The sequence below is a fragment of the Nocardioides insulae DSM 17944 genome (assembly GCF_000422825.1).
Lineage (GTDB): Bacteria > Actinomycetota > Actinomycetes > Propionibacteriales > Nocardioidaceae > Nocardioides > Nocardioides insulae.
The window spans coordinates 770,397-794,836 of the sequence record NZ_KE383928.1; the positions used below are offsets into that span (position 1 = coordinate 770,397).

Here is a 24,440-nt window from a genome sequence, read left to right on the forward strand (position 1 = left end):
ATGCCTCGCAGCCTGAAGAAGGGTCCCTTCGTCGACGACCACCTGCAGAAGAAGGTGGACGCGGAGAACGAGAAGGGCAGCCACAACGTCATCAAGACCTGGTCGCGCCGGTCGATGATCGTGCCGACGATGATCGGGCACACCATCGCCGTCCACGACGGTCGCAAGCATGTCCCGGTGTTCGTGACCGACTCCATGGTCGGCCACAAGCTCGGCGAGTTTGCCCCGACCCGCACGTTCAAGGGTCACGTGAAGGACGACCGGAAGGGTCGCCGCCGCTGACGCGGGGGCGACCGAGGAACTGGAGAGAACGAGCATTATGAGCGTTACTGAGCGCCGGCGCACGAGCGCCCGCCGCGAGTCGCTGCTCGGCGACCAGCCGGGTGCCTTCGCGAGTGCCCGCTACGCGCGGATCACCCCGCTGAAGGCCCGCCGGGTCGTCGACCTGGTCCGAGGCCTCCCCGTCGACGAGGCGCTGTCCCTGTTGCAGTTCGCGCCGCAGGCAGCCTCTGAGACCGTCTACAAGGTGCTGGAGAGCGCCATCGCCAACGCCGAGACCACTGAGGGTCTCGACCGCGGCGACCTGGTCATCTCCGTCGCCCAGGTCGACGAGGGGCCGACGATGAAGCGGTGGCGTCCGCGTGCCCAGGGCCGTGCCACCCGCATCAACAAGCGCACCAGCCACATCACGCTGGCGGTCCAGCCGGCTGACGTGGTCGTCGAGAAGAAGGGACGGAAGGCCTGATGGGCCAGAAGATCAACCCGAACGGCTTCCGACTCGGCATCTCGACGGACCACAAGTCCCGTTGGTACGCCGACAAGCTGTACAAGGCCTACGTCGGCGAAGACGTCGCGATCCGCAAGCTGCTCAGCAAGGGCATGGAGCGGGCCGGCATCTCCAAGGTGGAGATCGAGCGCACCCGTGACCGGGTCCGCGTCGACATCCACACCGCCCGCCCGGGCATCGTCATCGGTCGCCGCGGCGCCGAGGCCGACCGCATCCGTGGCGAGCTGGAGAAGCTCACCGGCAAGCAGGTCCAGCTGAACATCCTCGAGGTCAAGAACCCCGAGGTCGACGCTCAGCTGGTCGCGCAGGGTGTGGCCGAGCAGCTCGCCGGCCGTGTGCAGTTCCGTCGCGCGATGAAGAAGGCCCAGCAGTCCACCATGCGTGCCGGCGCCAAGGGCGTCCGCATCCAGGTGTCGGGCCGACTCAACGGCGCGGAGATGTCGCGGACCGAGTTCTACCGCGAGGGCCGCGTGCCGCTGCACACCCTCCGGGCCGACATCGACTACGGCTTCTACGAGGCCCGTACGACCTTCGGCCGGATCGGCGTGAAGGTCTGGATCTACAAGGGTGAGGTGTCCGGCTCGCGTGCCGAGCGCCAGGCCCAGGCTGCAGCCCGCGCCGGTGTCCCCGGCCGCGGTGGCCGCGCGCGCGGCGACCGCCCGGGCCGTGGCTCGCGTCCGAGCCGTTCCCAGCGGAACGTCGAGGGTGCTCCCGCCATCGAGGCGCCGGCTGCCGCTGAGGCTCCCGCCGCCGAGACCACTCCCCAGGAGGGCTGACCGCCATGCTGATGCCCCGTCGCGTCAAGCACCGCAAGCAGCACCACCCCAAGCGCACCGGCGTGGCCAAGGGTGGCACCAAGCTGGCCTTCGGTGACTACGGCATCCAGGCCCTCGACAGTCACTACGTGACGAACCGCCAGATCGAGGCCGCTCGTATCGCCATGACCCGCCACATCAAGCGTGGCGGCAAGGTCTGGATCAACATCTACCCGGACCGCCCGCTGACCAAGAAGCCCGCCGAGACCCGGATGGGTTCCGGTAAGGGTTCGCCCGAGTGGTGGGTCGCCAACGTCAAGGCCGGCCGTGTCATGTTCGAACTGTCCGGTGTCTCGGAGGAAGTCGCCCGCGAGGCCATGCGCCGCGCGATGCACAAGCTCCCGATGAAGTGCCGGTTCATCTCGCGAGAGGCGGGTGAATTCTGATGAGCGCCCTGAAGGCTCACGAGCTCGACGAGCTCAACGACGTGGACCTCGAGGTCAAGCTGCGCGAGGCCAAGGAAGAGCTGTTCAACCTGCGCTTCCAGGCCGCCACCGGTCAGCTGGAGAGCCACGGCCGTCTCCGCACGGTCAAGAAGGACATCGCCCGGATCTACACCGTGGTGCGTGAGCGCGAGCTCGGCATCCGGACCGCCCCGGGTGCAAGCAACGAGGATGGTGCCGCATGAGCGAGCAGACCGCGCCCGAGAACCGCAACGCCCGCAAGACCATGCAGGGCCTGGTCGTCAGCGACAAGATGGACAAGACCGTCGTCGTCTCCGTCGAGGACCGCGTCAAGCACGCCCTGTACGGCAAGGTCATGCGCCGTACGAGCAAGCTGAAGGCCCACGACGAGCAGAACGAGTGCGGTATCGGTGACCGGGTCCTCCTGATGGAGACCCGTCCGCTGTCGGCCACCAAGCGCTGGCGCGTCATCGAGATCCTCGAGAAGGCGAAGTGAGGTCGCGGCGCCCGGCTACCGCCTCGGCGCCGCGTCCCTACCTCGCGGCATCGCCGCGGAATTGACCCCTGGGGGCAGGCCCAGCGACCATAGATCGCTGGGCCTGTCGCCCGCAATCCCTATCAGTTCGGCCAGGCTCACCCGGCAACGCACCGGATGAGAACCGGCTCGACAAGGAGAAACAATGATCCAGCAGGAGTCGCGACTCAAGGTCGCCGACAACACGGGTGCCAAGGAGATCCTGTGCATCCGCGTTCTCGGTGGCTCGGGTCGTCGCTACGCCGGCATCGGCGACACCATCGTCGCCACCGTGAAGGACGCGATCCCCGGTGGCAACGTCAAGAAGGGTGACGTCGTCAAGGCCGTCGTCGTGCGCACGGTGAAGGAGCGTCGTCGTCCCGACGGCTCCTACATCCGCTTCGACGAGAACGCCGCCGTGATTCTCAAGAATGACGGTGAGCCCCGTGGTACCCGCATCTTCGGCCCGGTCGGTCGTGAGCTGCGCGAGAAGAAGTTCATGAGGATCATCTCGCTGGCTCCGGAGGTGCTGTGAGCATGGCTAAGAGCCTGAACATCAAGAAGGGCGACACCGTCAAGGTGATCGCAGGCAAGGACAAGGGCGCCGAGGGCAAGGTCATCGCCGTTCTCCGTGAGGAGGAGCGCGTGATCGTCGAAGGTGTCAACCGCATCAAGAAGCACACCAAGGTGGACACGCAGGGTCGTGGCAACACCGGTGGGATCATCACCACCGAGGCCCCGATCCACGTCTCCAACGTCATGCTCCTCGAGGGCGACGGCGTGACCCGGGTGGGCTACCGCCGCGAGCAGGTCCAGAAGCGTCGTCCCGACGGTTCGACCTACCCCGCGGAGCGCAGCGTTCGCATCTCGCGCAAGACCGGCAAGGACATCTGATGACCGAGACCCAGACCGCGGCCACCATGCCGCGACTCAAGACCAAGTACCGCGAGGAGATCGCTCCCGCGCTGCAGGCCGAGTTCGGTATCGAGAACGTCATGCAGATCCCCGGGCTGACCAAGATCGTGGTCAACATGGGTGTCGGCGAGGCGGCCCGCGACTCGAAGCTGATCGAGGGTGCGGTCAAGGACCTCACCGCGATCACCGGCCAGAAGCCGCTCATCAACCGGGCGAAGAAGTCCATCGCGCAGTTCAAGCTGCGTGAGGGCATGCCGATCGGCGCGCACACCACGCTGCGTGGCGACCGCATGTGGGAGTTCCTCGACCGGCTCCTGACGCTCGCCCTGCCGCGTATCCGCGACTTCCGCGGCCTGAACGGCAAGCAGTTCGACGGGAACGGCAACTACACCTTCGGTCTCACCGAGCAGGTCATGTTCCACGAGATCGACCAGGACAAGATCGACCGGGTCCGCGGCATGGACATCACCCTGGTGACCACTGCGACCAACGACGACCAGGGTCGGGCGCTGCTGAAGGCCCTCGGCTTCCCGTTCAAGGAGAACTGACATGGCGAAGACCGCGCTCAAGGTCAAGGCCGCCCGCAAGCCGAAGTTCGCTGTCCGCGGCTACACCCGCTGCCAGCGCTGCGGCCGCCCGAAGGCCGTCTTCCGCAAGTTCGGCCTTTGCCGGATCTGCCTGCGGGAGATGGCACACCGCGGCGAGCTGCCGGGCGTGACCAAGTCCTCTTGGTGACCGAAGTTCCTTCCATCAACGTAAACGAGTCGCTACAGGTCGCGCCTGAGATGCAGATGCGAAACCGGAGTGGAGAAAGGGCCTCACGGCCATGACGATGACTGACCCGATCGCAGACATGCTTACACGTCTGCGTAACGCCAACCAGGCGTACCACGACGCGGTGTCCATGCCTTACAGCAAGATCAAGGCCGGCGTCGCGGAGATCCTGCAGCAGGAGGGGTACATCACCTCCTTCGAGGTGCTCGAGCCCGCCGAGGGGCAGGTCGGCAAGCAGCTGACCATCACCCTCAAGTACGGCCGCAACCGGGAGCGCTCGATCGCCGGCGTACGCCGCATCAGCAAGCCCGGCCTGCGCGTGTACGCCAAGGCGACCGGGCTGCCCAAGGTGCTCGGCGGCCTGGGTGTCGCGATCATCTCGACCAGCCAGGGTCTGCTGACCGACCGCCAGGCGAACCAGAAGGGCGTGGGTGGGGAAGTCCTCGCCTACGTCTGGTGACCAGAGACCGAGATAGGAGTTAGAAGCATGTCGCGTATTGGCAAGCTCCCCGTCGCGGTCCCGGCCGGTGTCGACGTCTCGGTCGACGGCGCCGTGGTGACGGTCAAGGGCCCCAAGGGCTCGCTGACCCACACCGTGGCGGAGCCGATCACCGTCGCGCAGAGCGAGGGCACCCTCCAGGTGAACCGCCCCGACGACCACCGCAACAGCAAGGCCCTGCACGGCCTGACCCGCACCCTGATCAACAACATGGTCGTGGGTGTCACCGAGGGCTACGAGAAGAAGCTCGAGATCGTGGGCGTGGGTTACCGCGTCCTGCCCAAGGGCCCGGCCCAGATCGAGCTCCAGCTCGGCTACAGCCACCCGATCGTCTTCGACGCGCCGGAGGGCATCACCTTCACCACCGACGGTCCGACCAAGCTCGGCGTCGTGGGCATCGACAAGCAGCTGGTCGGCGAGGTCGCAGCCACGATCCGCAAGCTGCGCAAGCCCGAGCCGTACAAGGGCAAGGGCGTCCGTTACGCCGGCGAGAACATCCGCCGCAAGGTCGGAAAGGCTGGTAAGTGACGATGGCTGTCTCGCTGTCCAACAACAAGCACACCGCGGCTCGTACCAAGTCGCGCCTGCGTCGCCAGATCCGCGGCCGCAAGAAGATCCTCGGCACCGCCGAGCGTCCTCGCCTGGTCGTGACCCGCTCCTCCAAGCACATCACCGTGCAGGTCGTCGACGACCTGGTCGGCAAGACGCTGGCCTCCGCCTCCACCATCGAGGCGGACCTGCGCGAGGCCGAGGGTGACAAGACCGCGAAGGCCAAGCGCGTCGGCGAGCTCGTCGCCGAGCGGGCCAAGGCGGCCGGTGTGCAGAGCGTGGTCTTCGACCGCGCCGGTAACGCCTACACGGGCCGCATCGCGGCCCTCGCCGACGCCGCCCGTGAGGGCGGCCTCGACTTCTGACCGATCGCAAGACAAGCAGTAGTAAGAGAAGAGGAAGAGTCTCATGAGCGGAGCCCAGCGCGGACAGCGCGGTGGCGAGCGCCGAGGCAATCGCGACGATCGTCGCGGTGGCCAGGGCGCTGACAAGACCGCCTACATCGAGCGCGTCGTTGCGATCAACCGTGTCGCCAAGGTCGTGAAGGGTGGACGTCGCTTCAGCTTCACCGCCCTCGTGGTCGTCGGTGACGGTCAGGGTCTGGTCGGCGTCGGCTACGGCAAGGCGAAGGAAGTTCCGTCGGCGATCGCCAAGGGCGTCGAGGAGGCGAAGAAGGCATTCTTCCGCGTCCCGCTCGTCCAGGGCACCATCCCGCACCCCGTCCAGGGCGAGAAGGCCGCCGGTGTGGTCATGCTGCGCCCGGCCGCGCCCGGTACCGGTGTCATCGCCGGTGGGCCGGTGCGTGCGGTACTGGAGTGCGCCGGCATCCACGACATCCTGAGCAAGTCGCTCGGGTCGTCCAACCAGATCAACATCGTCCACGCCACTGTCGAGGCGCTGCGGATGATCGAGCAGCCCGAGGCGGTTGCCGCTCGTCGTGGTCTCCCCGTCGAGCAGGTCGCTCCGGCGGCCCTGCTCAAGGCGCGCGCCGAGGGCGCTGCGGCCCAGGGGGTGAGCAACTGATGGCTCAGCTCAAGGTCCAGCAGAAGCGCGGCCTGGCGGGTCTGAAGCAGAACCAGCGGGACACCCTGCGCACGCTCGGTCTGAAGAAGATCGGCGACGTGGTCGTCAAGGAGGACCGCCCGGAGATCCGGGGCATGGTCAACACCGTCCGTCACCTGGTGACGGTCGAGGAGGTCGACTGACATGACGCTCAAGCTGCACCACCTGCGTCCTGCTCCGGGTGCCAAGACCGCCAAGACCCGCGTGGGTCGCGGTGAGGGGTCCAAGGGTAAGACCGCCGGCCGCGGTACCAAGGGCACCAAGGCGCGCTACCAGGTCCCGGTCGGGTTCGAGGGCGGCCAGATGCCGATCCACATGCGGCTTCCGAAGCTCAAGGGCTTCAAGAACCCGTTCAAGGTCGAGTTCCAGGTCGTGAACCTGGACAAGATCAACGCACTGTTCCCCGAGGGCGGCGACGTGACCCCCGAGTCACTGGTTGCCAAGGGTGCGGTCCGCAAGGGCCAGCCCGTCAAGGTCCTCGGCCAGGGCGACCTGTCCGTCAAGGTCGCGGTGAGCGCGCAGGCGTTCTCCGGTTCGGCCAAGGAGAAGATCGAGGCCGCGGGCGGCTCCGCCACGGTTCTCTGATCCTCACTGGACGTGTGAAAGGCGCGGTCAGACCGCCGAGAGGCGGCCTGACCGCGCCTTTGTTCAACCCGACTGTTAGGCTCCCCGGGCATTCCGCTGGGAGTTCCCCCCATACGGGGGAACCCCGTATCTGCGTGTGAGGAAGAGGACTTTCGTGCTAGGCGCGTTCGCGAACGCTTTCCGGACTCCGGATCTGCGACGCAAGCTGTTGTTCGTCCTGTTGATCATCGTGATCTTCCGGATGGGATCCCAGATCCCGGCCCCCGGCGTGGACGTCGCCAACGTGGAGCAGTGCATCCAGGCCACCCGTGAGGGTGACGGTGCGAGCCTCTACAACCTGGTCAATCTGTTCTCCGGCGGAGCCCTGCTCCAGCTCACGATCTTCGCGCTGGGCATCATGCCCTACATCACCGCCAGCATCATCCTGCAGCTCCTCGTGGTCGTGATCCCGCGGCTCGAGGCGCTGAAGAAGGAGGGCCAGGCCGGTCAGTCGAAGATCACCCAGTACACGCGTTACCTCACCCTCGGGCTCGCCGTCCTCCAGGCGACCGGCATCGTCGCGCTCGCCCGTTCGGGCAACCTGCTCCAATGCGACCAGGACCTCCTGGTCGACAACGGCACCGCGACCTTCCTGGTCCTGGTCATCACGATGACCGCCGGCACCGCCGTGATCATGTGGCTCGGTGAGCTGATCACCGACCGCGGCATCGGCAACGGCATGTCGATCCTGATCTTCACCCAGGTGATCGCCACCTTCCCGGCGGCGATGTGGGATGTGAAGAACTCCCGCGGCTGGTGGACCTTCGGTGTGGTCCTGGTGATCGGACTGGCGCTCATCGCCGCGGTCATCTTCATCGAGCAGGCCCAGCGCCGGATCCCCGTGCAGTACGCCCGCCGGATGGTAGGCCGCAAGATGTTCGGCGGCAGCTCGACGTACATCCCGCTCAAGGTCAACCAGGCGGGCATCATCCCGGTCATCTTCGCGAGCTCGCTGCTCTACCTGCCGGCCATGGCCGCGCAGTTCAACAGCAACAGCACCGCCGCCTGGGTCGACTGGATCAACACCTACTTCGTGCAGGGCGACCACCCGATCTACATGACGGTGTACTTCCTGCTCATCATCTTCTTCACCTACTTCTACGTGTCGATCACCTTCAACCCGCACGAGGTGGCCGACAACATGAAGAAGTACGGCGGCTTCATCCCCGGGATCCGGGCAGGCAAGCCGACCGAGGACTACCTGTCCTACGTCTTGTCCCGCATCACGTTCCCGGGCTCGCTCTATCTCGGCCTGATCGCGCTCATCCCGCTCATTGCGCTGGCGCTGATCAACGCCAACCAGAACTTCCCGTTCGGCGGCACCTCCATCCTGATCATGGTCGGCGTCGCACTCGACACGGTGAAGCAGATCGAGAGCCAGCTCCAGCAGCGCAACTACGAAGGATTCCTGCGATGAGGCTGATCATTATGGGCCCCCCAGGTGCCGGCAAGGGCACTCAGGCGGCGTTCATCTCCGAGAAGTTCGAGATCCCCGCGATCTCCACGGGAGACATCTTCCGCGCCAACGTCTCCGAGGGCACGCCGCTCGGACTCGAGGCGAAGAAGTTCATGGACGCCGGTGAGTACGTCCCCGACGAGGTCACCAACGGCATGGTCCGAAACCGGATCGCCGAGCCCGACGCCCAGGGTGGATTCCTGCTCGACGGCTACCCGCGGACCCTCGCGCAGGTCGAGGAGCTGGACGGCATGCTCGCCGACACCGGAGCCGCACTGGACGCGGTGATCAGCCTGACCGTCGACCGCGACGAGGTCGTCGCCCGACTCCTCCAGCGTTCCCAGGAGCAGGGCCGCGCCGACGACACCGAGGAGGTCATCCGGCACCGCCAGGAGGTGTACGCCGAGCAGACCGAGCCGCTGATCGCCGTCTACTCCCAGCGGGACCTGGTCCACGAGGTCGACGGTCTCGGCGAGATCGACGTGGTGGCCGAGCGCATCCACACCGTGCTCCGCGGGCTGGCCTGAGCCCGATGGGTCTGCTCGACCGCGGCGTCCAGCTCAAGACCCCCGAGCAGATCGACCTGATGCGTCGGGCCGGTCTGGTCGTGGGGGAGACCCTCGCGCTGCTGCGTGACGCGGTGCGTCCCGGCATCACGACGGCAGACCTGGACGCCCTGGCCGAGGACTCGATCCGCTCGCGGGGCGCGACGCCGTCCTTCCAGGGCTACCACGGGTTCCCCGCCTCGATCTGCGCCTCGGTCAACGAGGTGATCGTGCACGGCATCCCCGGTGACCGGGTGCTGGCCGAGGGCGACGTCATCTCCATCGACTGCGGCGCCATCGTCGAGGGCTGGCACGGCGACTCCGCCGTGACCGTGCCGGTCGGCGAGGTCAGCGCCGAGGCCACCGAGCTGATCCGGGTCACCGAGGAGGCCATGTGGCGCGGCATCGCCGGCGCACGCCTCGGCGGCCGGGTCACCGACATCTCACATGCGGTCGAGCAGTACGTCCGCAGCCAGCAGGAGCCGGGCGCAGCGCCGTACGGCATCGTCGAGGACTACGTCGGTCACGGCATCGGCTCCGAGATGCACCAGCCCCCCAACGTCCCCAACTTCGGCAAGGCGGGTCGCGGCCCCAAGCTGCAGCGCGGCCTCGCCCTGGCCGTCGAGCCGATGCTCACCCTCGGGGACCAGGAGAACGACATCCTCGAGGACGACTGGACCGTCGTCACCGCGGACGGCAGCTGGGCCGCCCACTTCGAGCACACCTTCACCCTCACCCCCGACGGGTTCTGGGTCCTCACCGCCCTCGACGGCGGCCGCGCCTTCTGCGAGCGCCTCGGCCTGCCGTACGGCGGGCGGGACTGAACCCGGACGTTTCCCCGGTTCACCGGTGAAAGGTGCGTTTCCGGGGCAGTTGAGCCCCCGGAAACGCACCTTTTCCCTGGGCGTTGTGACCCCTGGGGCGGCTGGCGCCGACGCCCTGCCTCCACGACCCGACCCGGTGGGCGTCCCACTGCCGACACCCGCGGGATCAGGCGTGCTGGGGGAGTCCAGGTCGAGGCCGCCGCTGCGCCGGGGTCGAGCCGGCGGCCCGTGACCCCTGTCCCCACGGCGGAGCCGATGGCGCCATGGTCGCCGAGGGCCTTGGGGCCGCATCGGTGGCGCCGGGGATGGTGTGACTCGGGCCTCACGCACTCCCGGTGGCCTATGTAGGTAAGCCTGCCCTAAGGTCTTGCTCATGGTTGGTTTGATCTCGGGCGCGACCGCCCTGGTGACCGGTGCCGGTTCAGGCATCGGCCGGGCGGTCGTGCGTCAGTTGGCAAGTCGGGGTGCAGCGATCGCGCTGCTCGATCAGGACGCCGAGGCGGTCGGGCTCGTCGGCAAGGAGGCGAGCGAGCTCGGTGCGGCCCGCGTCGTCGAACTGGCCGCGGACGTGAGCGACCGGGTCGCGGTGCAGGACGCGTTCCGTAGCGCCGCCGACGAGCTCGGCCCCCTGGACGCGCTGGCTTGCGCCGCGGGCATCCTCGTCCCGGGTGGGCTGACGGAGGTGACGCCGGATGAGTGGCAACGGCACTTCGATGTGAACACCACCGGGGTGCTGCACTGCCTCCAGTCGGGCACCCCCCTGTTGCGCGACGACGCGGCCGTCGTCGTGGTCAGCTCGAACGCCGCACGCGTGCCGCGCACCGGCATGCTCGCCTACGCCGCCTCGAAGGCGGCGACCTCGGCACTCACCCGATGCGCCGGGCTCGAACTGGCCGCCCGCGGCATCCGCTGCAACGTCGTCGAGCCGGGCTCGACCGACACGGCGATGCTGCGCGAGCTGTGGCGCGACCCGGACGGCGGCGCCTCCGCGACCCTGGCCGGGGACCCGGCGTCCTACCGCGTCGGGATCCCGCTCCAGCGCATCGCCGAGCCGGACGACGTCGCCGCGATGGTCTGCTTCCTGCTCTCCGAGGAGGCGCGGCACGTCACCCTGCAACAGATCTACGTCGACGGAGGTGCCTCCCTGTGACCGAGTTGCTCGCCCCCCTTCCCCCCGGCGTGCGTACGGCGCCGGTGCTCTTCGCCGGCGATGAGAGTGTGCGAGCGGCCGACGTGCTCCGCACGCTGGCAGGACCGGCCGACCTAGCCTTCCTCGACGAGGTGGTGGCGGGGCTCGGCCCCGGCGAGCGCGCCGTCGGGGCGCTCGCCTTCGCGCCCGGCGGTCCGGCGGTGATGCACCGCGTCCGCCCCGACTCAGCCGTCCCCAGCTCCCATGCTCCGGCGGACCAGGCCGGGAACCGGCTCCGCGTGACCGCCCGCCCCACCCCGGGCGAGTACGCCGAGATGGTCCTCGCCGCGCTCGACCGGATCGAGCGGGGAGACGTGGCCAAGGTGGTGCTCGGCCGCGGCCTCGACGTGCTGACCGACATCCCGCTCGACCCGCACGACGTGGTGGCACGCCTGGTGGCCTCGCGGCCCGGCAAGTACACCTTCGGCCTCCCACTCACCTCCGACCTGTCGGCAGAGGGTCCGGTCCTGGTGGGTGCCAGCCCCGAACTCCTGGTCCGGCGCCGCGGCCGTGAGGTCACCTGTCACCCCCTTGCCGGTTCGGTGCCGCGGGCTGCCGACCCCGACGAGGACCTGCGCCGGTCCGAGGAGCTGGCCACCTCGGCCAAGGACCTGGCCGAGCACGCCTTCGTCGTCGATGCGATCCTCGCGGCGCTGGCGCCTGTGTGCGTCGAGGTGAGCGCCGCCCCGCGTCCCGAACTCGTGGCCACCGACACCCTGTGGCACCTCGCCACGCCGATCCGGGCGCGTCTCGACGGCGCCGCGCCGGGGCCCAGCGCCCTGCATCTGGCCCACGCGCTGCACCCGACACCCGCCGTCGGCGGGGTCCCGACGGCGGCTGCGACCTCGCTGATCGCCGAACTGGAGGGCGCCTCGCGCGGCCCGCTCACCGGGGCCGTCGGCTGGGTCGGCCCCGATGGTGACGGCGAGTTCGCGGTCACGATCCGGGCCGGCGTCCTGCACCGGGAACGGCTCCGGATCTTCGCAGGGGCAGGCATCGTCGCCGGCTCGGATCCGCAGGCGGAGGTGCGCGAGACGGGCGCGAAGCTGGCCACCATGGCCCGCGCGATCGGGCTCCCGGCCGACCTGGTCGACGCCGGTGAGGTGGCCCGATGAGATCCCCGCTTATGAGGGTGCCGTCCTGGCCGGAGGAGTTCCGCGCCAGATACCGCGCCGCGGGTTGCTGGACCGGGGAGACCTTCGCCGACTTCGTCCGCGACAGATGCGAGAGGTACGCCGAGCGCACCGCCGTGGTCGGCACCGATGCGAACGGCCGCTCCGTGCGATGGAGCTACGCCGAGCTCGGCCGCCGAGCCTCGGCTGCCGCCGACCGCCTCGCGGCCGCCGGGGTCACCCGCGGTGACCGGGTGGTGGTGACCCTGCCCAACATCGTCGAGTACGTCGCCGTGGTGCTGGGCCTGTTCCGGATGGGGGCGCTACCGGTCTTCGGTCTGCCGTCACACCGGGCCCTCGAGCTCACCCACTTCTGCTCGCTCAGCGACGCCACCGCGCTGGTGGTCGTCGGCGAGTGGGACGGTCACGATTTCCGCGCCATGCACGACGAGGTGTCCGCTCAGTTGCGCTCCGCAGGGCAGGAACCCCCGGAGCTGATCGACGTGGCCACCTGGCCCTCGGCCCCCGACCCGCCGACCGTCTCCGGCTCCGGCGCTGCCGACGGTCCCGGCACGGCACACCCCGCCGAGGAGGTCGCCTTCCTGCAACTCTCCGGAGGCACGACCGGAATCTCCAAGCTGATCCCGCGCACCGCAGCCGACTACCTCTACTCGGTGCGCGAGTCGGCCTCGATCTGCGGGCTCGGGGAGAGCACGGTGCTGCTGGTGAGCCTTCCGGCCGCGCACAACTTCCCGATGAGTTCGCCCGGCATCCTCGGCGTCCTGCACAGCGGCGGATCCGTCGTCCTGGCACGGGATCCCAGCCCGCGCACCGCGTTCCGGCTGATCGAGCAGGAACGCTGCACGATGGCCTCCCTGGTGCCGCCGCTGGCGCAGGCCTGGATCTCGGCCGCGCGCCGGCGTACCCCGGACCTGTCCAGCCTGGACGTGGTGCAGGTGGGCGGCGCCCGGCTCTCCGACGCGGTGGCCCCACAGATCCGCGAGGTGCTCGGAGCGAGGTTGCAGCAGGTCTTCGGGATGGCCGAGGGGCTGGTCAACTACACCCGCCTCGACGAGCCGGACGGACTGGTGCTCACCACCCAGGGCCGGCCGATCAGCGAGTACGACGAGGTCCGGGTCGTGGACGCGGAGGACCGCGAGGTCGCCGACGGTGAGGAGGGCGCGCTGCTGACCCGCGGGCCGTACACGATCCGCGGTTACTACCGCGCCGAGGCGCCCAACCGGGACAGTTTCACCGCCGACGGGTTCTACCGCACCGGTGACCTGGTCCGCCGACTCCCCAGCGGCCACCTCGTGGTGACCGGCCGCGACAAGGACCAGATCAACCGCGGCGGGGAGAAGATCGCCAGTGAGGAGATCGAGGGGCTCGCGCTGAGTCATCCCGATGTCCTCGACGCCATCGCGGTCGGCCTCCCCGACCAGTACCTCGGCGAGCGGATCTGTCTGGTGGTCCGCCCCGAGCCGGATCGTGAGGTCCCCGACCTGACCACCGTGCTCGGCACCTACCTACGCGCGGCCGGGCTGGCGACGTACAAGATCCCCGACCTGATCACCGTGCTCGACGACTTCCCCGAGACCCACGTCGGCAAGAACAGCCGCCGCGACCTGCGCCGCACGCTTGCCGCTCGACTCACCGACCAGGTGCCCGCGGGGTGAGCGGCCCGGAGGCGCCCGTCACCGGGCGACCGGTGAACGGTGCACTCCCCGCTGTTGCACACCCCCTGACCTGCGCCAGACCCGTGCAGGGTCCGCTTCCGGCCACCACCGATGCGAAGGAGAACCCCATGGCACTACCCACCCTGATCGAGTACGACGCGCCGGTGCCGCCGCGCCGCGCCCTGCCCGCCAGCAAGGCCGATTGGACGCTGCGCCCCGAGCGGGCGGCGGTGCTGGTGCACGATCTCCAGCGTTACTTCCTGCGTCCCTACAGCCCGGAGTGCCCGGCCCTGCGGGGGGCGTTGGAGCAGACCGCCCGGGTCCTCGCGGCCGCCAGGGCGGCCGGCGTACCGGTGTTCTACACCGCCCAGGACGGCGACCACTCCGACCGTGGCCTGCAGGGCGACCTGTGGGGCGGGGGGATGTCGGCGGCGGCCGAACACACCGAGATCGTCGCAGAGGTGGCTCCCACGGACGCGGACACGGTGCTGGTCAAGCGCCGCTACAGCGCCTTCGCGAAGAGCGATCTCGCGGAGCGGCTGCGGGCGGCCGGGCGGGACCAGTTGGTCCTCACCGGCGTCTACGCACACATCGGGATCACGGCGACCGCGCTGGACGGGTTCCAACGCGAGGTCCATCCGTTCCTGGTGGCGGACGCCGTCGCCGACTTCGGTGAGGAGCAGCATGCCCGGGCGATCGATCAGGTCGCCGGTTGCTGCGGCGTGGTGACCCTGGCCGAGGACGTGATCGGTGCCTGGGCGCCCGAGCCGGCACCGGATCAGACCCGATCCGAGAACGCCGGCGAGCCGGCTACCTCCGAGCCGGCCGAGATGGCCGGGCCATGGGAGCAGACCGTGCGGAGCGGCCTCGCCGCCGTGCTGAGCGAGGAGGTCGTGGCCGCCGCGTTCGCCGACCCGTCCGGCGACCTGTTCGAGCTCGGCCTGGACTCGCTGCGGGCCTTCGAGTTCCTCGACGTCCTTGCCGAACACGGCGTCGACATCGACTTCGGCGAGTTCACCCGCCGTCCCACCGTCGAGTTCCTGCGCGGACAGGGCGCAGTCGCAGCCGGGTGAGCGGTTCCGAACGGGGCTGGCTGCCGCTCACCAGTGCGCAGCGCGGGCTCTACTTCGCGCATCAGCTGGCACCCGACAACCCGTGCTACACCACCGCGGAGGTGGTGGAGTTCGACGGACCGCTCGACGCGGTCCGCCTGGAACGCGCCCTGGCCGCGACCTACCGCGAGCACGAGCAGACCCGGGTCCTGGTCGAGGCCACCCCCGACGGGCCCCGGCAGTGGGTCCGCGAGGAGGTCCCCTCGCTCCAGGTGCTCGACGTGGCGGGGGAGGTCGAGGCGCAGGAGTGGATGCGGAGCGATCTCGCCCGCCCGATGGACCCGGGTGCCGGCGACGTCGTACGAACGGCGGTGTTGAGGCTGCCCGATCGGCGCTGCTGGTGGTACCACGCCGCCCACCACCTCGTGCTGGACGGTTACGGCGCCCAGCAGCTCCTGCGTCGCGTGGCCGAGCACTACGACGGGGCTCCGTCGGCTCCGACCGGGGTGGGACTGGCCGACGTGGTCGCGGAGGAGGCCCGGCGCGTCGACGCGGCCGCCGAGACCTTCTGGGAGGAGCGGTTGGCCGCCATGAGCGGGCCCGCCGGAGCGGCTGGCCGGATCGCGACGGCGGCGCCCGCCGCGCTGAAGCACACCGTGATGCTGGATGACGCCGAGGTGGCGGCGCTCGGTACCGGTGCCCGGCGGCTCGGCGTCGGGTGGAGCGACCTCGCGATCGCCGCGATCGGTGGCTACCTGGGTCGGCTGGCGGGTCTGCCCGCGGTCCGGGTCGGGCTGCCCCTGATGAACCGCACCATCCCCGGCGAACCGGCTCTGCCCAGCTCGCGCACCGTGTGCACGGCGATGAACGTGTTGCCCGCGACGGTGCCGGCCGCCGGCACCGTCGGGGCGGCACTCGAGGCGACCGCCGCCGAGCAGCAGGCAGTACGGCGGCACCCGTTCCTCCGCCAGGAGGAGCTCGCCCGAAGACTCGCCCGGCGCGACGGCGGCCAACTGTTCGGCGCGCAGGTCAATCTGATCCCCTTCGACGTGGAGATCACCCTCGGTGGGATGCGCGGCGTGGTCCGCAATCTCACCGCCGGCCCGGTCGAGGACCTCACCGTGTGTCTGCGCGGCACCCCCCGCCGGGGCCGGGCCCTGCGGCTGGAACTGGACGCCAACCCGACGCTGTACGACGCCGACGAGGTCGAGTGGCACCTGACCCGGCTGCGGCACTGGCTGGCGGCGTACGCCGCCGCGGAGCCGGAGACCGACATCGCGGACCTGCCGCTGCTGAGCGTCGAGGAGCGCGCACTGGTGCTGGAGGGTTTCAACGGCACCGTGCACCCACGGCAGAGCGCGACCCTCGCGGAGCGGTTCCTGGCCCAGGCGGCGAGCACGCCGGACGCGTGCGCACTCGTCTTCCGTGACGAGCACCGGTCCTACCGGGAACTGCTGGGCGCGGCCCGCGGCCTCGCCGCCGAACTCGGCGAGCTCGGGGTCCGGCCCGGACAGGTGGTCGGTGTCGCCCTGGAGCGTGGCTTCCGGCTCTACGAGGCCGTCCATGCGCTGGCCCTGCTGGAGGCCGTCTACCTGCCGCTTGACCCGGATCTGCCGGCCGCCCGGGTCGAGGGGATGCTCGAGGACGCCGGCGCGGTCGGTGTCCTCGAAGCCGACGGCTACCGAACCCTCGATCGGGTGGCGGAGGAGCGGCCGGGCACGGCGTACCTCCTGTTCACCTCCGGCTCCACCGGGCGGCCCAAGGGTGTGCTGGTCGGGCACGAGGCGATCGACAACCGACTGGCCTGGATGCAGGACCACCTGCCGCTCGGGCCCGGGGACCGGGTGCTGCACAAGACGCCGATCTCCTTCGACGTCTCGGTGTGGGAGCTGTACTGGCCGCTCCAGGTGGGTGCTGCCGTCGTCATCGCGGAGCCGGGCGAGCACCGGGACCCGCGCGCTCTGGCCGACCTGATCGTCCGCGAACGGGTCGGCACCCTCCACTTCGTCCCCTCGATGTTGCGCGCCTTCCTCGCCGACCGGCCAAGCCGGCAGCGTGCCGGGGCCGGCGTCGTACGCACGGTCGTCACCAGCGGAGAGGCGCTCACCGCCGATCTGGTGGCGGGATCCCTGGAGTGCTTCGGGGTGGCCCCCTGCAACCTGTACGGGCCCACCGAGGCGGCGATCGACGTCACCGTCCACGACTGCGGACCCGACGATGCCCTCGAAGGTGCGGCCGTGCCGATCGGCCGCCCGGTCTGGAACACCTCCTGTTACGTCCTCGGCCCCGACGGCGGACCCCGGCCGATCGGCACACCCGGCGAGCTCTGGCTCGGCGGAGTGCAGGTCGCCCAGGGGTACGCCGGCCGACCGGACCTCACCGCCGAGCGCTTCGTGCCCGACCCGTTCAGCGCGGTGCCCGGGGCCCGGATGTACCGGACCGGCGACCTGGCCGCCTGGCGGTCGGACGGCGAACTGCGTTACCTGGGCCGGATCGACGACCAGGTCAAGATCCGCGGACAACGCGTCGAACTGGGTGAGATCGAGGCGGTGGTCGCGGGCTGTGAGGGGGTGGACGCCGTCGCGGCCGGGGTCGTCGACGGGCAGCTCGTGCTCTGGTACGTCGCCACGGCGCCCGGGGATGCCGGGGCCGCCGGGGATGCCGAGGACGCCGGGGTTGCCGAGGAGATCCGGCACCGGCTGATGGCTGTCGCGGGCGAGGGCCTGCCTGCCTCCTTCCTGCCCAGCCACTGGGTCGCCGTACCCGCGATGCCGCTGGGCACGTCCGGGAAGACCGACCGGCGCCGACTGGCGGAGCAGTACCCGCCGTCGGCGGCAGTGACGGCGGGCGGTTCCGGGCCCCGCGACCTGCTCGAGCAGCAGGTGGCCGAGACGGTCGCCGAGGTGCTCGAGCTGGACGTGGTCGATCCGGATGCGGACTTCTTCAGCGCCGGTGGCGACTCGTTGCGGGTGTTGCGGCTGCTCGGGCTGCTCGAGGAGCGGCTCGGGGTGACCGAGGGCGCGCTCGGCCTGGCCGACGTCTTCGCGTACCCCACCGCGGCCGGGCTCGCCGACCTGGTCAGGACCTCGCGACGGGACAGCGGGGCCGGCACCGGGTCCGACACCCGGTCGGACACTCGGTCGGACACCCGGTCGGACACTCGGTCGGACACTCGGTCGGACGCCGGCGAGGCACGGCGCGACCTGGCCGAACTGCTGACCCTGCGCACCGGGCACGACGGGATGCCCCCGCTGTTCCTGCTGCCACCGGCCGGCGGCCTGGGCTGGTGCTACACCGGCCTGCTGCGCACCCTGCCGGGCACGCAGCCCGTACACGCGGTCCAGGCCCCCGGGCTGGCCGCGGGTATGCCGGTCCCCGCGGCGGACCTGGAGGAGCTGGCGGCCCGGCAGCTGGCGTCGATCCGAGAGGTGGTCGGTGACGGCCGGTTCCACGTGGCGGGCTGGTCGGTCGGCGGCATGGCGGCCCATGCGGTGGCCGCCCGCGCTCGCGGCGAGGGCCAGGAGGTCGGTGCGGTCGTCCTGCTCGACGCCTACCCGTCCGAGCAGTGGTCGCACCTGGAGGAGCCGACCGACCAGGACGCGCTCCTCGGGATCCTGCGCCTCGGCGGCGTCGAGGGGTTCCTCCCCGAAGGCAGCCGGATCGACCGCGAGCTGGTCGCCGAGACCCTGCGCCGCGCCGGCTCCGCCCTCGCCGAACTGCCCGAACCCGCGCTCAGCGGTGCGATGGCGAGCGTGATCGAGTCCGCCCGGCTGGTCCGCGGATCGAGTCATCGCGGGCTGCCGGGCGACCTCGACGTCGTGGTGGCCACGGCCCCGCGCCCGGAGTTCTGGCTGGAGGCCGCGGCATGGAAGGCCCACGTCGAGGGGGAGGTACGCCGCCACGCCGTCGAGGCGACCCATGGCGAGCTGCTGCGCCGGCCCGCGGTCGATATCATCGGCAGGATGCTGGCCGGACTGCTCGATGGGTGAGGCGGTGGCCGTCCGGTTCGCGGCCGATACCGACATCGAGCCGGACATCGCGGCGTTGAGCGAGGCCGAACGCTGGCGGCTGGACCGGCTGCGTCGCGAGGACGACCGGCGCTCCTACCTCGCGGCCCACCTGCTGGTGCGCGAGTGCGTCGCGGAACTGGTCGGCGGCGCGGCCGCCGAGGTCGAGATCCGGCAGCGGTGCGGGCGGTGCGGCAGCGACCGTCACGGCGCACCGTACGTCGTCGGTTCGGACCTGCGGGTCAGCCTGAGCCACACCCGCGGTCATGTCGCCGCGGTCGCGGCGACGGGGCCGTGCGGCGTCGATGTCGAGGTCGTGCCAGGCGGCCCGGCTCCGGCTGGCACGCTCACCCCCCGGGAGGCCGAGTGGGTGGGGGAGCAGGCCGCCCCCGGCGTCGCGTTCGCCCGGCTCTGGACCCGCAAGGAGGCCCTGGTGAAGGCCGGACTGGCCGAACTCGACACCATCGGCGGGCTGTGCGTGCTCACCGGGGACGCACCCGCCGAAGAGATCGGAGGCCTGCGCCTGGCCGAGTGGGTCGCCCCCGACGGCCGGGTCGTCGGGGCGTGGGCGTCCGATGGCCGACGCTGATCGATACCGGCTCGGCGAGGCGACGACGACCGGCGGGCGTAGGCATGGAGCCTGTCGAGCGAGCCCGGCGCCCTGACGTGCCGGATCGCGGCGGGGAGCAGGCGGGATCGATCAGTGGCTCCTCGGGTGGGTTGAACAGACGAGAGCGCCGGCGCGGTCAGGGGAAGGGTCCTGTCCGCGCCGGCGCTGCCGGTCATGGTGCGGTCGAGCGCGACGTCACTGCGCGGGGGTGGGGGTGGAGGCGCCCTCGGCCTCCTCGACCAGCTCCCGCTCCTGCGCCCGCTGCTTGCGGTACTCCTGGAGCGAGTACAGCACCGCGCTGACCCACAGGGCGAAGATCACGGCGTACGCCGCGGTCTGGACGCCCGAGGAGGCGCCGACCCAGTCGCTCTGGAGCAGCGTGCGGATGTTGGTGATCACGATCAGACCGCCGACGAGGGAGCCGAGGATCCGCGCGGGCAGGTGACGCACCAGCCAGGCGGCGATCGGCGCGGCGATCATGCCGCCGACCAGGAGGGCGCCGACCCAGGCGTAGTCGATGCCTTCGGACCCGATCCCGACGATGAACCCGGCGCTGGCCGCGACCGCGATCAGGAACTCGCTGGTGTCGATCGAACCGATGGTCTTGCGGGGCTCCAGCCGGCCGCTGGCCAGGATCGCCGGCGTACCGACCGGCCCCCAGCCGCCGCCACCGGTGGAGTCGACGAAGCCGGCCACCAGACCGAGGGGGGCCAGGAAGCGCTTACGCAGCGGCTTGCCGAGGTGCTGGGTGGGCAGCCCGGCCACCGTGAAGCGGATGAGCACGTAGAGCCCGAGCACGAGCAGGATGATCGCCATCACCGGCGCGGCAACCTCGGTGGAGAGCGAGGAGAGGAAGGTGGCGCCGGCGAAGGCGCCGACGGCACCGGGGATCCCGATCTTGGCGACGACACCCCAGTCGACGTTGCCGAAGCGCCAGTGGGAGGCGCCGGACACCAGCGTCGTGCCGATCTCGGCCAGGTGAACGGTGGCGGAAGCGGCCGCGGGGTTGGTACCGATCGCCAGCAGAAGCGTCGTGGAGGTGACGCCGTAGGCCATGCCGAGGCTGCCGTCGACGAGCTGCGCTCCGAGCCCGACCAGCGCCAGGAGGAGGAGATTGCGCATGGGTGTCCGTCCTTATCAAGAGTAATGACCGTGAAGCTCTAAAGACTAGTGAATAAAGAGACTATATGCCTGGAAAGAGGCCGGTCAATCACCATGTCCACGGTGTGTCGCTCGAGCAACGACGACGGCCCTGCCCCCGGGAGGGGACAGGGCCGTCGGTGTGGGAACTAGGTCTAGCGCTTGACCTTGGCCGTGCGCTTGGAGACCTTGATCGCCGTCGCGTAGCCGGACTTGGCGCCGGTCACCTTGACGGTGATCCGCTTACCCCGCTGAGCCGTCTTCAGCTTCAGGGTCGCCTTGCGGGCCTGCTTGATCACCTTGCCGTTGGCGAACCACTGGTAGCTCAGCCTGGTGCCGGCGGTCCAACGACCCGCACGAGCCTTGAGGATCTTGCCGACCTTCGCCTTGCCGGTGATCGTGGGCTGCGCTGCCGACAGGGCGCCCTTGGCGACCACGCGGGCCGGCGAGGTGGCCGAGGCGGTCGTGTAGCCCGCCTTGCGGCCGGTGACGGTGACCGTGAGGCGGCGCCCGGCGTCGGCGGGGGTGGCGGTGTAGGTGCGCTTGACGGCGCCACGGATGGAGGCGCCGTTGCGCTTCCACTGGTAGCTGAACGTCGTGCCCTTCGTCCAGGCACCGGTCCGGGCGCTGAGCGTCCCGCCGACCTTGACCGCGCCGGTGTACGCCGGGCGCCCGACGGTCAGCCTCTGCTTGACCGGAGGCACGGTGCCGCCGTCATCGGCCTTCGGGGTCAGCTTGATGATCTGGTTGTTGTCGGCCTTGTTGACCGCGTAGACCGAACCCTGGCCGTCCTCGTGGAGGTGGTTGGGCCGGGCCAGCGGCAGGTTGGCCACCCGGTTGCCGTCGACGTCGAGGACCGTGATGGTCGTGCCGCCGAAGTTGGCGACGTAGAGCAGCCGGTTCACCGGGTCGAAGGCGGAGTTCAGGGTCTGGGCGCCGGTCGCGATCTCCTTGACCGTGGTGCCCTCGGTCATGTCGTCGTTGAGCTGGGCGATCATCACCTCGTCGCTGACCTGGCTGGCGATGAACAGTCGGTTGGTGACCGCGTCGTACGCCACGCCGGAGGCGCCGCGGCTGTTGCTCGCGGTGAGGTCGGGCAGGTCGATGAGGTGCTCGTCCAGGGTCGCGGTGTCGATCACGATCGCCTTCTGGCTGGCCGAGCTGACCGAGAACAGCTTGCCGTTCGCGGCGTCGAGTTCCAGGCTCATCGGCGAGAACGTCGTCCGGGGGTATTCCGCGATGTTCTTGACGAACTCGTACTTCACCCCGTCGGCGTCCAGGTCGTCGGCCTCGAACACGCCGATGACGCCGTTGCCGGAGTTGCCCTCGCTGGCGGAACTGACGAACACGTAACCGTTGGCCGGGTCGGCGATCACGTCGCGCGAGTGCGTGATCGTGTTGGCCGGCAGCTGGGAGAGCAGGCTCAGGTCGTCCTGGGAGTAGACCGCGACCGTGTTCTGCCGGGTGTTGGTGACCCACACGGTGCCGTTGGTGTCGTCGACGCCGACGCCGTACTGCGCGAACCGGGCGCCCTCGGGGGCGCCGGTCGGGTCGACCGGGGCGGCGCGCTCGGAGTCGAGCACCTTCAGGGTGTCGGGGTCGAGCTTGTAGAGGTAGCCGTCCCAGCCGCCGGTCCCACTGAACGCGGCGGTGGCGTAGAGCGCGTCCTGAGTGGCGCTGTAGGCCGACTGGTACAGGCCCTGCGCGACGTCGCCGGAGCCGGTCTCCACCCGGTCGTACTTCGCCTCGCCGAAGGTTGTCGAGCTCGGGGAGACCTTCGAGGAGGTCCGGTAGGTCTGCGCGTACGGCTTGGACTGGCTCAGGGTGAGGTCCTGAGTGCCCAGGTACTCGCCGTCCGGCACGGTGACCGCGCCGGTTGCCACGCCCGAGGCGTCGGCGGTGATGCTCTGGTCGAGCAGGGCGATCTCGTCGCCATCGGCGGGGCTCGGGTCCAGCTCGACGCCCGCGAACTCCGCACCGGGGGTGAGATTCGAGACGGTGACGGTGCCGCTGCTGCCCACCGCCAGGCCGGCGAAGGCGATCGCCGGCTGGACGCTCACCTGGGCCACGCCGGGGTTCGCGGCGTCCCCGCCGGTGAGGACGAGTTGGTGCTCGCCCGCCGGGTAGGCGCCGATCGCGAACCGGGTCAGCGTGCCGGTGAGCGCACCCGACTCGTCGGCGGTGCCGCCGGTGGCCCAGGTGTAGGCCGTGCCGGTGGCACCGTCCTCGACGGTGACGGCCTGGCCGGGGGCGAAGCCGGAACCCGTGACCGACACGGTGACACCCGAGCTGCGGCCGGTGGCCGTGGTGGCGGTGGCGGTCACGGTCGGTGCCTGTGCCGCGTCCTCGCTCAGCGTGAAGTAGTCGCTGGTCTGGGAGGTGACTGGCGTGCTGGCCAGGAACCGGAGCCAGTGCTCGCCGGCTGCGGTGCCGGTTCCGCTGGTGCCGTCCGTCGACAGGTCGGCCAGGTCCTCGGGCACCGTGATCGAGCCGGACACGGACCCGTCGCCCTGGACCTGCGTGGTGGCGACGACGCCGCCCTCGCCGCCGGCGTACGCGCCGTCGTCGATCTTGACCGACAGCTTCTGGTAGGAGCCGGTGTCGTTGTTGTCATCGAAGCCGGTGCCGGCGAAGGACAGGGTCGAACCGTGGCTGGTCTGGACGGCGGAGGTCAGGTGGATCTCGCCCTCGCCCGTCGTGGGCCGCGGGTCGGCGGCCTGTGCCGGCGCCATGGTGAGGCAGCCGAGACCTACGGCGACGGCCGTGGCCGCGATGCCGGCGTGGGCGATCCGGACGCGCCCGGATCGCCGCTGAGTGGAAGTACTCACGGACTGTGCTCCTGAAGGATGGAAGTGAGGTCGCGGACCCGAGACGCGACCGATCATGAGGTGAGGCAAACCTAAATTAGAGCAGATGATTCGAGAACTCGCCACGGTGTGTCCTGTTTCACCCCCAGGTCCTGATCGCGGCGGATGGTCGTCGGGCCGGTGGTCCGGGGAGTGTGGATCGGCGCCGGCGCGGATCGGGCGTGGTCGATCGGTGGGTCCTTAGACTCCGGGTAGGTGTCGGAGGGAGTCGCCCTCGGCGTTCGGAAGGGAGTTCCCGTGGTCGCGCGAGGCGGCGAGAGGGCGCGCGCCACCGTGCGTCGGCTCCAGGACGACGTACGGCGCGGGCGCTGGCCGGTCGACGGCCAGATCCCCACCGAGGCCGAGCTCGCCGCCGAGTTCGGGGTCGGCCGGAGCACGATCCGTGAGGCCGTCAGCAGGCTGGCGCACCTCGGCATGCTCGAGCCGGCGCCGGGCCGGGGCACCTTCGTGCGGTCCTTGGTCCCGCTGCGAGGGATCCTCTCCGACTTCGCGGCCGAGCACTCCTGGGCCGACATCTTTGCGGTCCGCCGGGGGCTCGAGGCCCAGGCCGCCTACCTGGCCGCTGCGAACATCGACGAGGACGGCGCTGCGCGGCTGCGACTCGCTCATGAGGCGGATACGCCGGGGGCGGAGGGCGCCCTGTCCGGGAAGGTGCCGGGGCGGTTCCACGCGATCATCGTCGAGCTGAGCCGGAACGAGCTTCTCGCCGAGCTGCACACCGGCATGATGAGTGCCCTGCAGCGGGGGGTCGCGACGGGTCAGATCGCGCCCAGCCAAGGTGCTGAGCAGCGGCGGGCGGACCATGCCGCGGTGCTCGCGGCGATCGCTGCGGGCAGGCCGGAGGCGGCGGCGTCCCTGGCCGCGGCCCATGCCGAGGACGACTTCAGGGTCACCGGACCTGGTTCAGCGGGTTCCTGAGCCCCGCACCCGGAGGACGGGGCGGGTGTTCCATCGGTGTGAGACGGGCCACCGCCGTGCGGCAATACATCAGACCGCTGTTAGGATCCCCTTACTCAATT

The 24,440-nt window shown here is 70.3% G+C and carries 28 protein-coding genes; 26 read left to right on the forward strand and 2 right to left on the reverse strand.

The annotated features are described in order from the left end of the window. From rpsS to G515_RS21500, 25 genes are all read left to right on the forward strand, one after another. The gene (rpsS, locus tag G515_RS0113835) at positions 1-282 is read left to right on the forward strand and encodes a 30S ribosomal protein S19 (RefSeq protein ID WP_028660612.1); all 282 of its coding nucleotides are present in this window, start codon (positions 1-3) and stop codon (positions 280-282) included. Between the two features lie 37 nt (positions 283-319). Continuing rightward, a complete protein-coding gene (gene rplV, locus G515_RS0113840) occupies positions 320-745 on the forward strand; it encodes a 50S ribosomal protein L22 (protein ID WP_084653571.1) in 426 nt (141 codons plus the stop codon). After that, positions 745-1,563 carry a 30S ribosomal protein S3 gene (rpsC, locus tag G515_RS0113845; RefSeq protein WP_028660614.1) on the forward strand — a complete coding sequence of 273 codons (819 nt, stop codon included), beginning with the start codon at positions 745-747 and terminating at the stop codon, positions 1,561-1,563. The genes rplV and rpsC overlap by 1 nt, the downstream gene beginning before the upstream one ends. A gap of 5 nt (positions 1,564-1,568) precedes the next feature. Continuing rightward, a complete protein-coding gene (gene rplP / locus G515_RS0113850) occupies positions 1,569-1,988 on the forward strand; it encodes a 50S ribosomal protein L16 (RefSeq protein ID WP_028660615.1) in 420 nt (139 codons plus the stop codon). Next, entirely contained in the window at positions 1,988-2,230 is a 243-nt protein-coding gene (rpmC, locus tag G515_RS0113855; RefSeq protein WP_245565404.1) for a 50S ribosomal protein L29, read from the forward strand. Before rplP ends, rpmC begins: the two co-directional genes overlap by 1 nt. After that, complete coding sequence (rpsQ, locus tag G515_RS0113860) at positions 2,227-2,502, forward strand: 30S ribosomal protein S17 (RefSeq protein WP_028660617.1); 276 nt, start codon at positions 2,227-2,229, stop codon at positions 2,500-2,502. The genes rpmC and rpsQ overlap by 4 nt, the downstream gene beginning before the upstream one ends. A gap of 184 nt (positions 2,503-2,686) precedes the next feature. Next, positions 2,687-3,055, forward strand: coding sequence for a 50S ribosomal protein L14 (gene rplN, locus G515_RS0113865; RefSeq protein ID WP_028660618.1), 369 nt, complete (start codon positions 2,687-2,689; stop codon positions 3,053-3,055). A 2-nt stretch (positions 3,056-3,057) separates the two neighbouring features. After that, the gene (rplX, locus tag G515_RS0113870) at positions 3,058-3,414 is read left to right on the forward strand and encodes a 50S ribosomal protein L24 (RefSeq protein ID WP_028660619.1); all 357 of its coding nucleotides are present in this window, start codon (positions 3,058-3,060) and stop codon (positions 3,412-3,414) included. Then, positions 3,414-3,983, forward strand: coding sequence for a 50S ribosomal protein L5 (rplE, locus tag G515_RS0113875; protein ID WP_028660620.1), 570 nt, complete (start codon positions 3,414-3,416; stop codon positions 3,981-3,983). Before rplX ends, rplE begins: the two co-directional genes overlap by 1 nt. Before the next feature lies 1 nt (position 3,984). After that, positions 3,985-4,170 carry a type Z 30S ribosomal protein S14 gene (locus tag G515_RS0113880; protein WP_017932844.1) on the forward strand — a complete coding sequence of 62 codons (186 nt, stop codon included), beginning with the start codon at positions 3,985-3,987 and terminating at the stop codon, positions 4,168-4,170. Positions 4,171-4,261: 91 nt separating this feature from the next. Beyond that, a complete protein-coding gene (gene rpsH, locus G515_RS0113885) occupies positions 4,262-4,669 on the forward strand; it encodes a 30S ribosomal protein S8 (protein ID WP_028660621.1) in 408 nt (135 codons plus the stop codon). Between the two features lie 27 nt (positions 4,670-4,696). Further along, positions 4,697-5,236: a 50S ribosomal protein L6 gene (rplF, locus tag G515_RS0113890; protein WP_028660622.1), complete on the forward strand. Its 540-nt coding sequence runs from the start codon at positions 4,697-4,699 to the stop codon at positions 5,234-5,236. 2 nt (positions 5,237-5,238) lie between these two features. Next, complete coding sequence (gene rplR, locus G515_RS0113895) at positions 5,239-5,622, forward strand: 50S ribosomal protein L18 (protein WP_028660623.1); 384 nt, start codon at positions 5,239-5,241, stop codon at positions 5,620-5,622. A gap of 43 nt (positions 5,623-5,665) precedes the next feature. Beyond that, positions 5,666-6,280 (forward strand): 30S ribosomal protein S5, encoded by a 615-nt coding sequence (gene rpsE, locus G515_RS0113900; RefSeq protein WP_028660624.1) that lies wholly within the window; start codon positions 5,666-5,668, stop codon positions 6,278-6,280. Beyond that, a complete protein-coding gene (gene rpmD, locus G515_RS0113905) occupies positions 6,280-6,462 on the forward strand; it encodes a 50S ribosomal protein L30 (RefSeq protein ID WP_028660625.1) in 183 nt (60 codons plus the stop codon). Before rpsE ends, rpmD begins: the two co-directional genes overlap by 1 nt. Before the next feature lies 1 nt (position 6,463). Beyond that, a complete protein-coding gene (gene rplO / locus G515_RS0113910) occupies positions 6,464-6,904 on the forward strand; it encodes a 50S ribosomal protein L15 (protein WP_028660626.1) in 441 nt (146 codons plus the stop codon). Positions 6,905-7,058: 154 nt separating this feature from the next. Then, on the forward strand, positions 7,059-8,360 hold the full coding sequence (gene secY / locus G515_RS0113915; protein WP_028660627.1) for a preprotein translocase subunit SecY: 1,302 nt from the start codon (positions 7,059-7,061) through the stop codon (positions 8,358-8,360). Then, complete coding sequence (locus G515_RS0113920; RefSeq protein ID WP_028660628.1) at positions 8,357-8,926, forward strand: adenylate kinase; 570 nt, start codon at positions 8,357-8,359, stop codon at positions 8,924-8,926. Before secY ends, G515_RS0113920 begins: the two co-directional genes overlap by 4 nt. Before the next feature lie 11 nt (positions 8,927-8,937). Then, positions 8,938-9,768, forward strand: coding sequence for a type I methionyl aminopeptidase (gene map / locus G515_RS0113925; RefSeq protein WP_425411233.1), 831 nt, complete (start codon positions 8,938-8,940; stop codon positions 9,766-9,768). 373 nt (positions 9,769-10,141) lie between these two features. Continuing rightward, positions 10,142-10,918 carry an SDR family oxidoreductase gene (locus G515_RS0113930; RefSeq protein WP_028660630.1) on the forward strand — a complete coding sequence of 259 codons (777 nt, stop codon included), beginning with the start codon at positions 10,142-10,144 and terminating at the stop codon, positions 10,916-10,918. Beyond that, on the forward strand, positions 10,915-12,072 hold the full coding sequence (locus tag G515_RS21485; protein WP_051218383.1) for an isochorismate synthase: 1,158 nt from the start codon (positions 10,915-10,917) through the stop codon (positions 12,070-12,072). The genes G515_RS0113930 and G515_RS21485 overlap by 4 nt, the downstream gene beginning before the upstream one ends. Further along, positions 12,069-13,745, forward strand: coding sequence for a (2,3-dihydroxybenzoyl)adenylate synthase (locus G515_RS0113940; protein WP_028660631.1), 1,677 nt, complete (start codon positions 12,069-12,071; stop codon positions 13,743-13,745). Before G515_RS21485 ends, G515_RS0113940 begins: the two co-directional genes overlap by 4 nt. Before the next feature lie 128 nt (positions 13,746-13,873). After that, entirely contained in the window at positions 13,874-14,818 is a 945-nt protein-coding gene (locus G515_RS23105; RefSeq protein ID WP_084653572.1) for an isochorismatase family protein, read from the forward strand. After that, positions 14,815-18,786 (forward strand): non-ribosomal peptide synthetase, encoded by a 3,972-nt coding sequence (locus G515_RS21495; RefSeq protein WP_036555541.1) that lies wholly within the window; start codon positions 14,815-14,817, stop codon positions 18,784-18,786. Before G515_RS23105 ends, G515_RS21495 begins: the two co-directional genes overlap by 4 nt. Then, entirely contained in the window at positions 18,779-19,393 is a 615-nt protein-coding gene (locus G515_RS21500; RefSeq protein ID WP_051218384.1) for a 4'-phosphopantetheinyl transferase family protein, read from the forward strand. Before G515_RS21495 ends, G515_RS21500 begins: the two co-directional genes overlap by 8 nt. A gap of 216 nt (positions 19,394-19,609) precedes the next feature. Here G515_RS21500 and G515_RS0113960 read toward each other — a convergent pair whose 3' ends face one another. Beyond that, positions 19,610-20,536 carry a sulfite exporter TauE/SafE family protein gene (locus G515_RS0113960; protein ID WP_028660632.1) on the reverse strand — a complete coding sequence of 309 codons (927 nt, stop codon included), beginning with the start codon at positions 20,534-20,536 and terminating at the stop codon, positions 19,610-19,612. 173 nt (positions 20,537-20,709) lie between these two features. Beyond that, the gene (locus G515_RS22770; RefSeq protein ID WP_051218385.1) at positions 20,710-23,382 is read right to left on the reverse strand and encodes a YncE family protein; all 2,673 of its coding nucleotides are present in this window, start codon (positions 23,380-23,382) and stop codon (positions 20,710-20,712) included. Between the two features lie 276 nt (positions 23,383-23,658). On the opposite strand from G515_RS22770, the gene G515_RS21510 reads away from it, so the two are divergent. Beyond that, positions 23,659-24,339 carry a FadR/GntR family transcriptional regulator gene (locus G515_RS21510; protein ID WP_051218386.1) on the forward strand — a complete coding sequence of 227 codons (681 nt, stop codon included), beginning with the start codon at positions 23,659-23,661 and terminating at the stop codon, positions 24,337-24,339. Positions 24,340-24,440 lie beyond the last annotated feature (101 nt).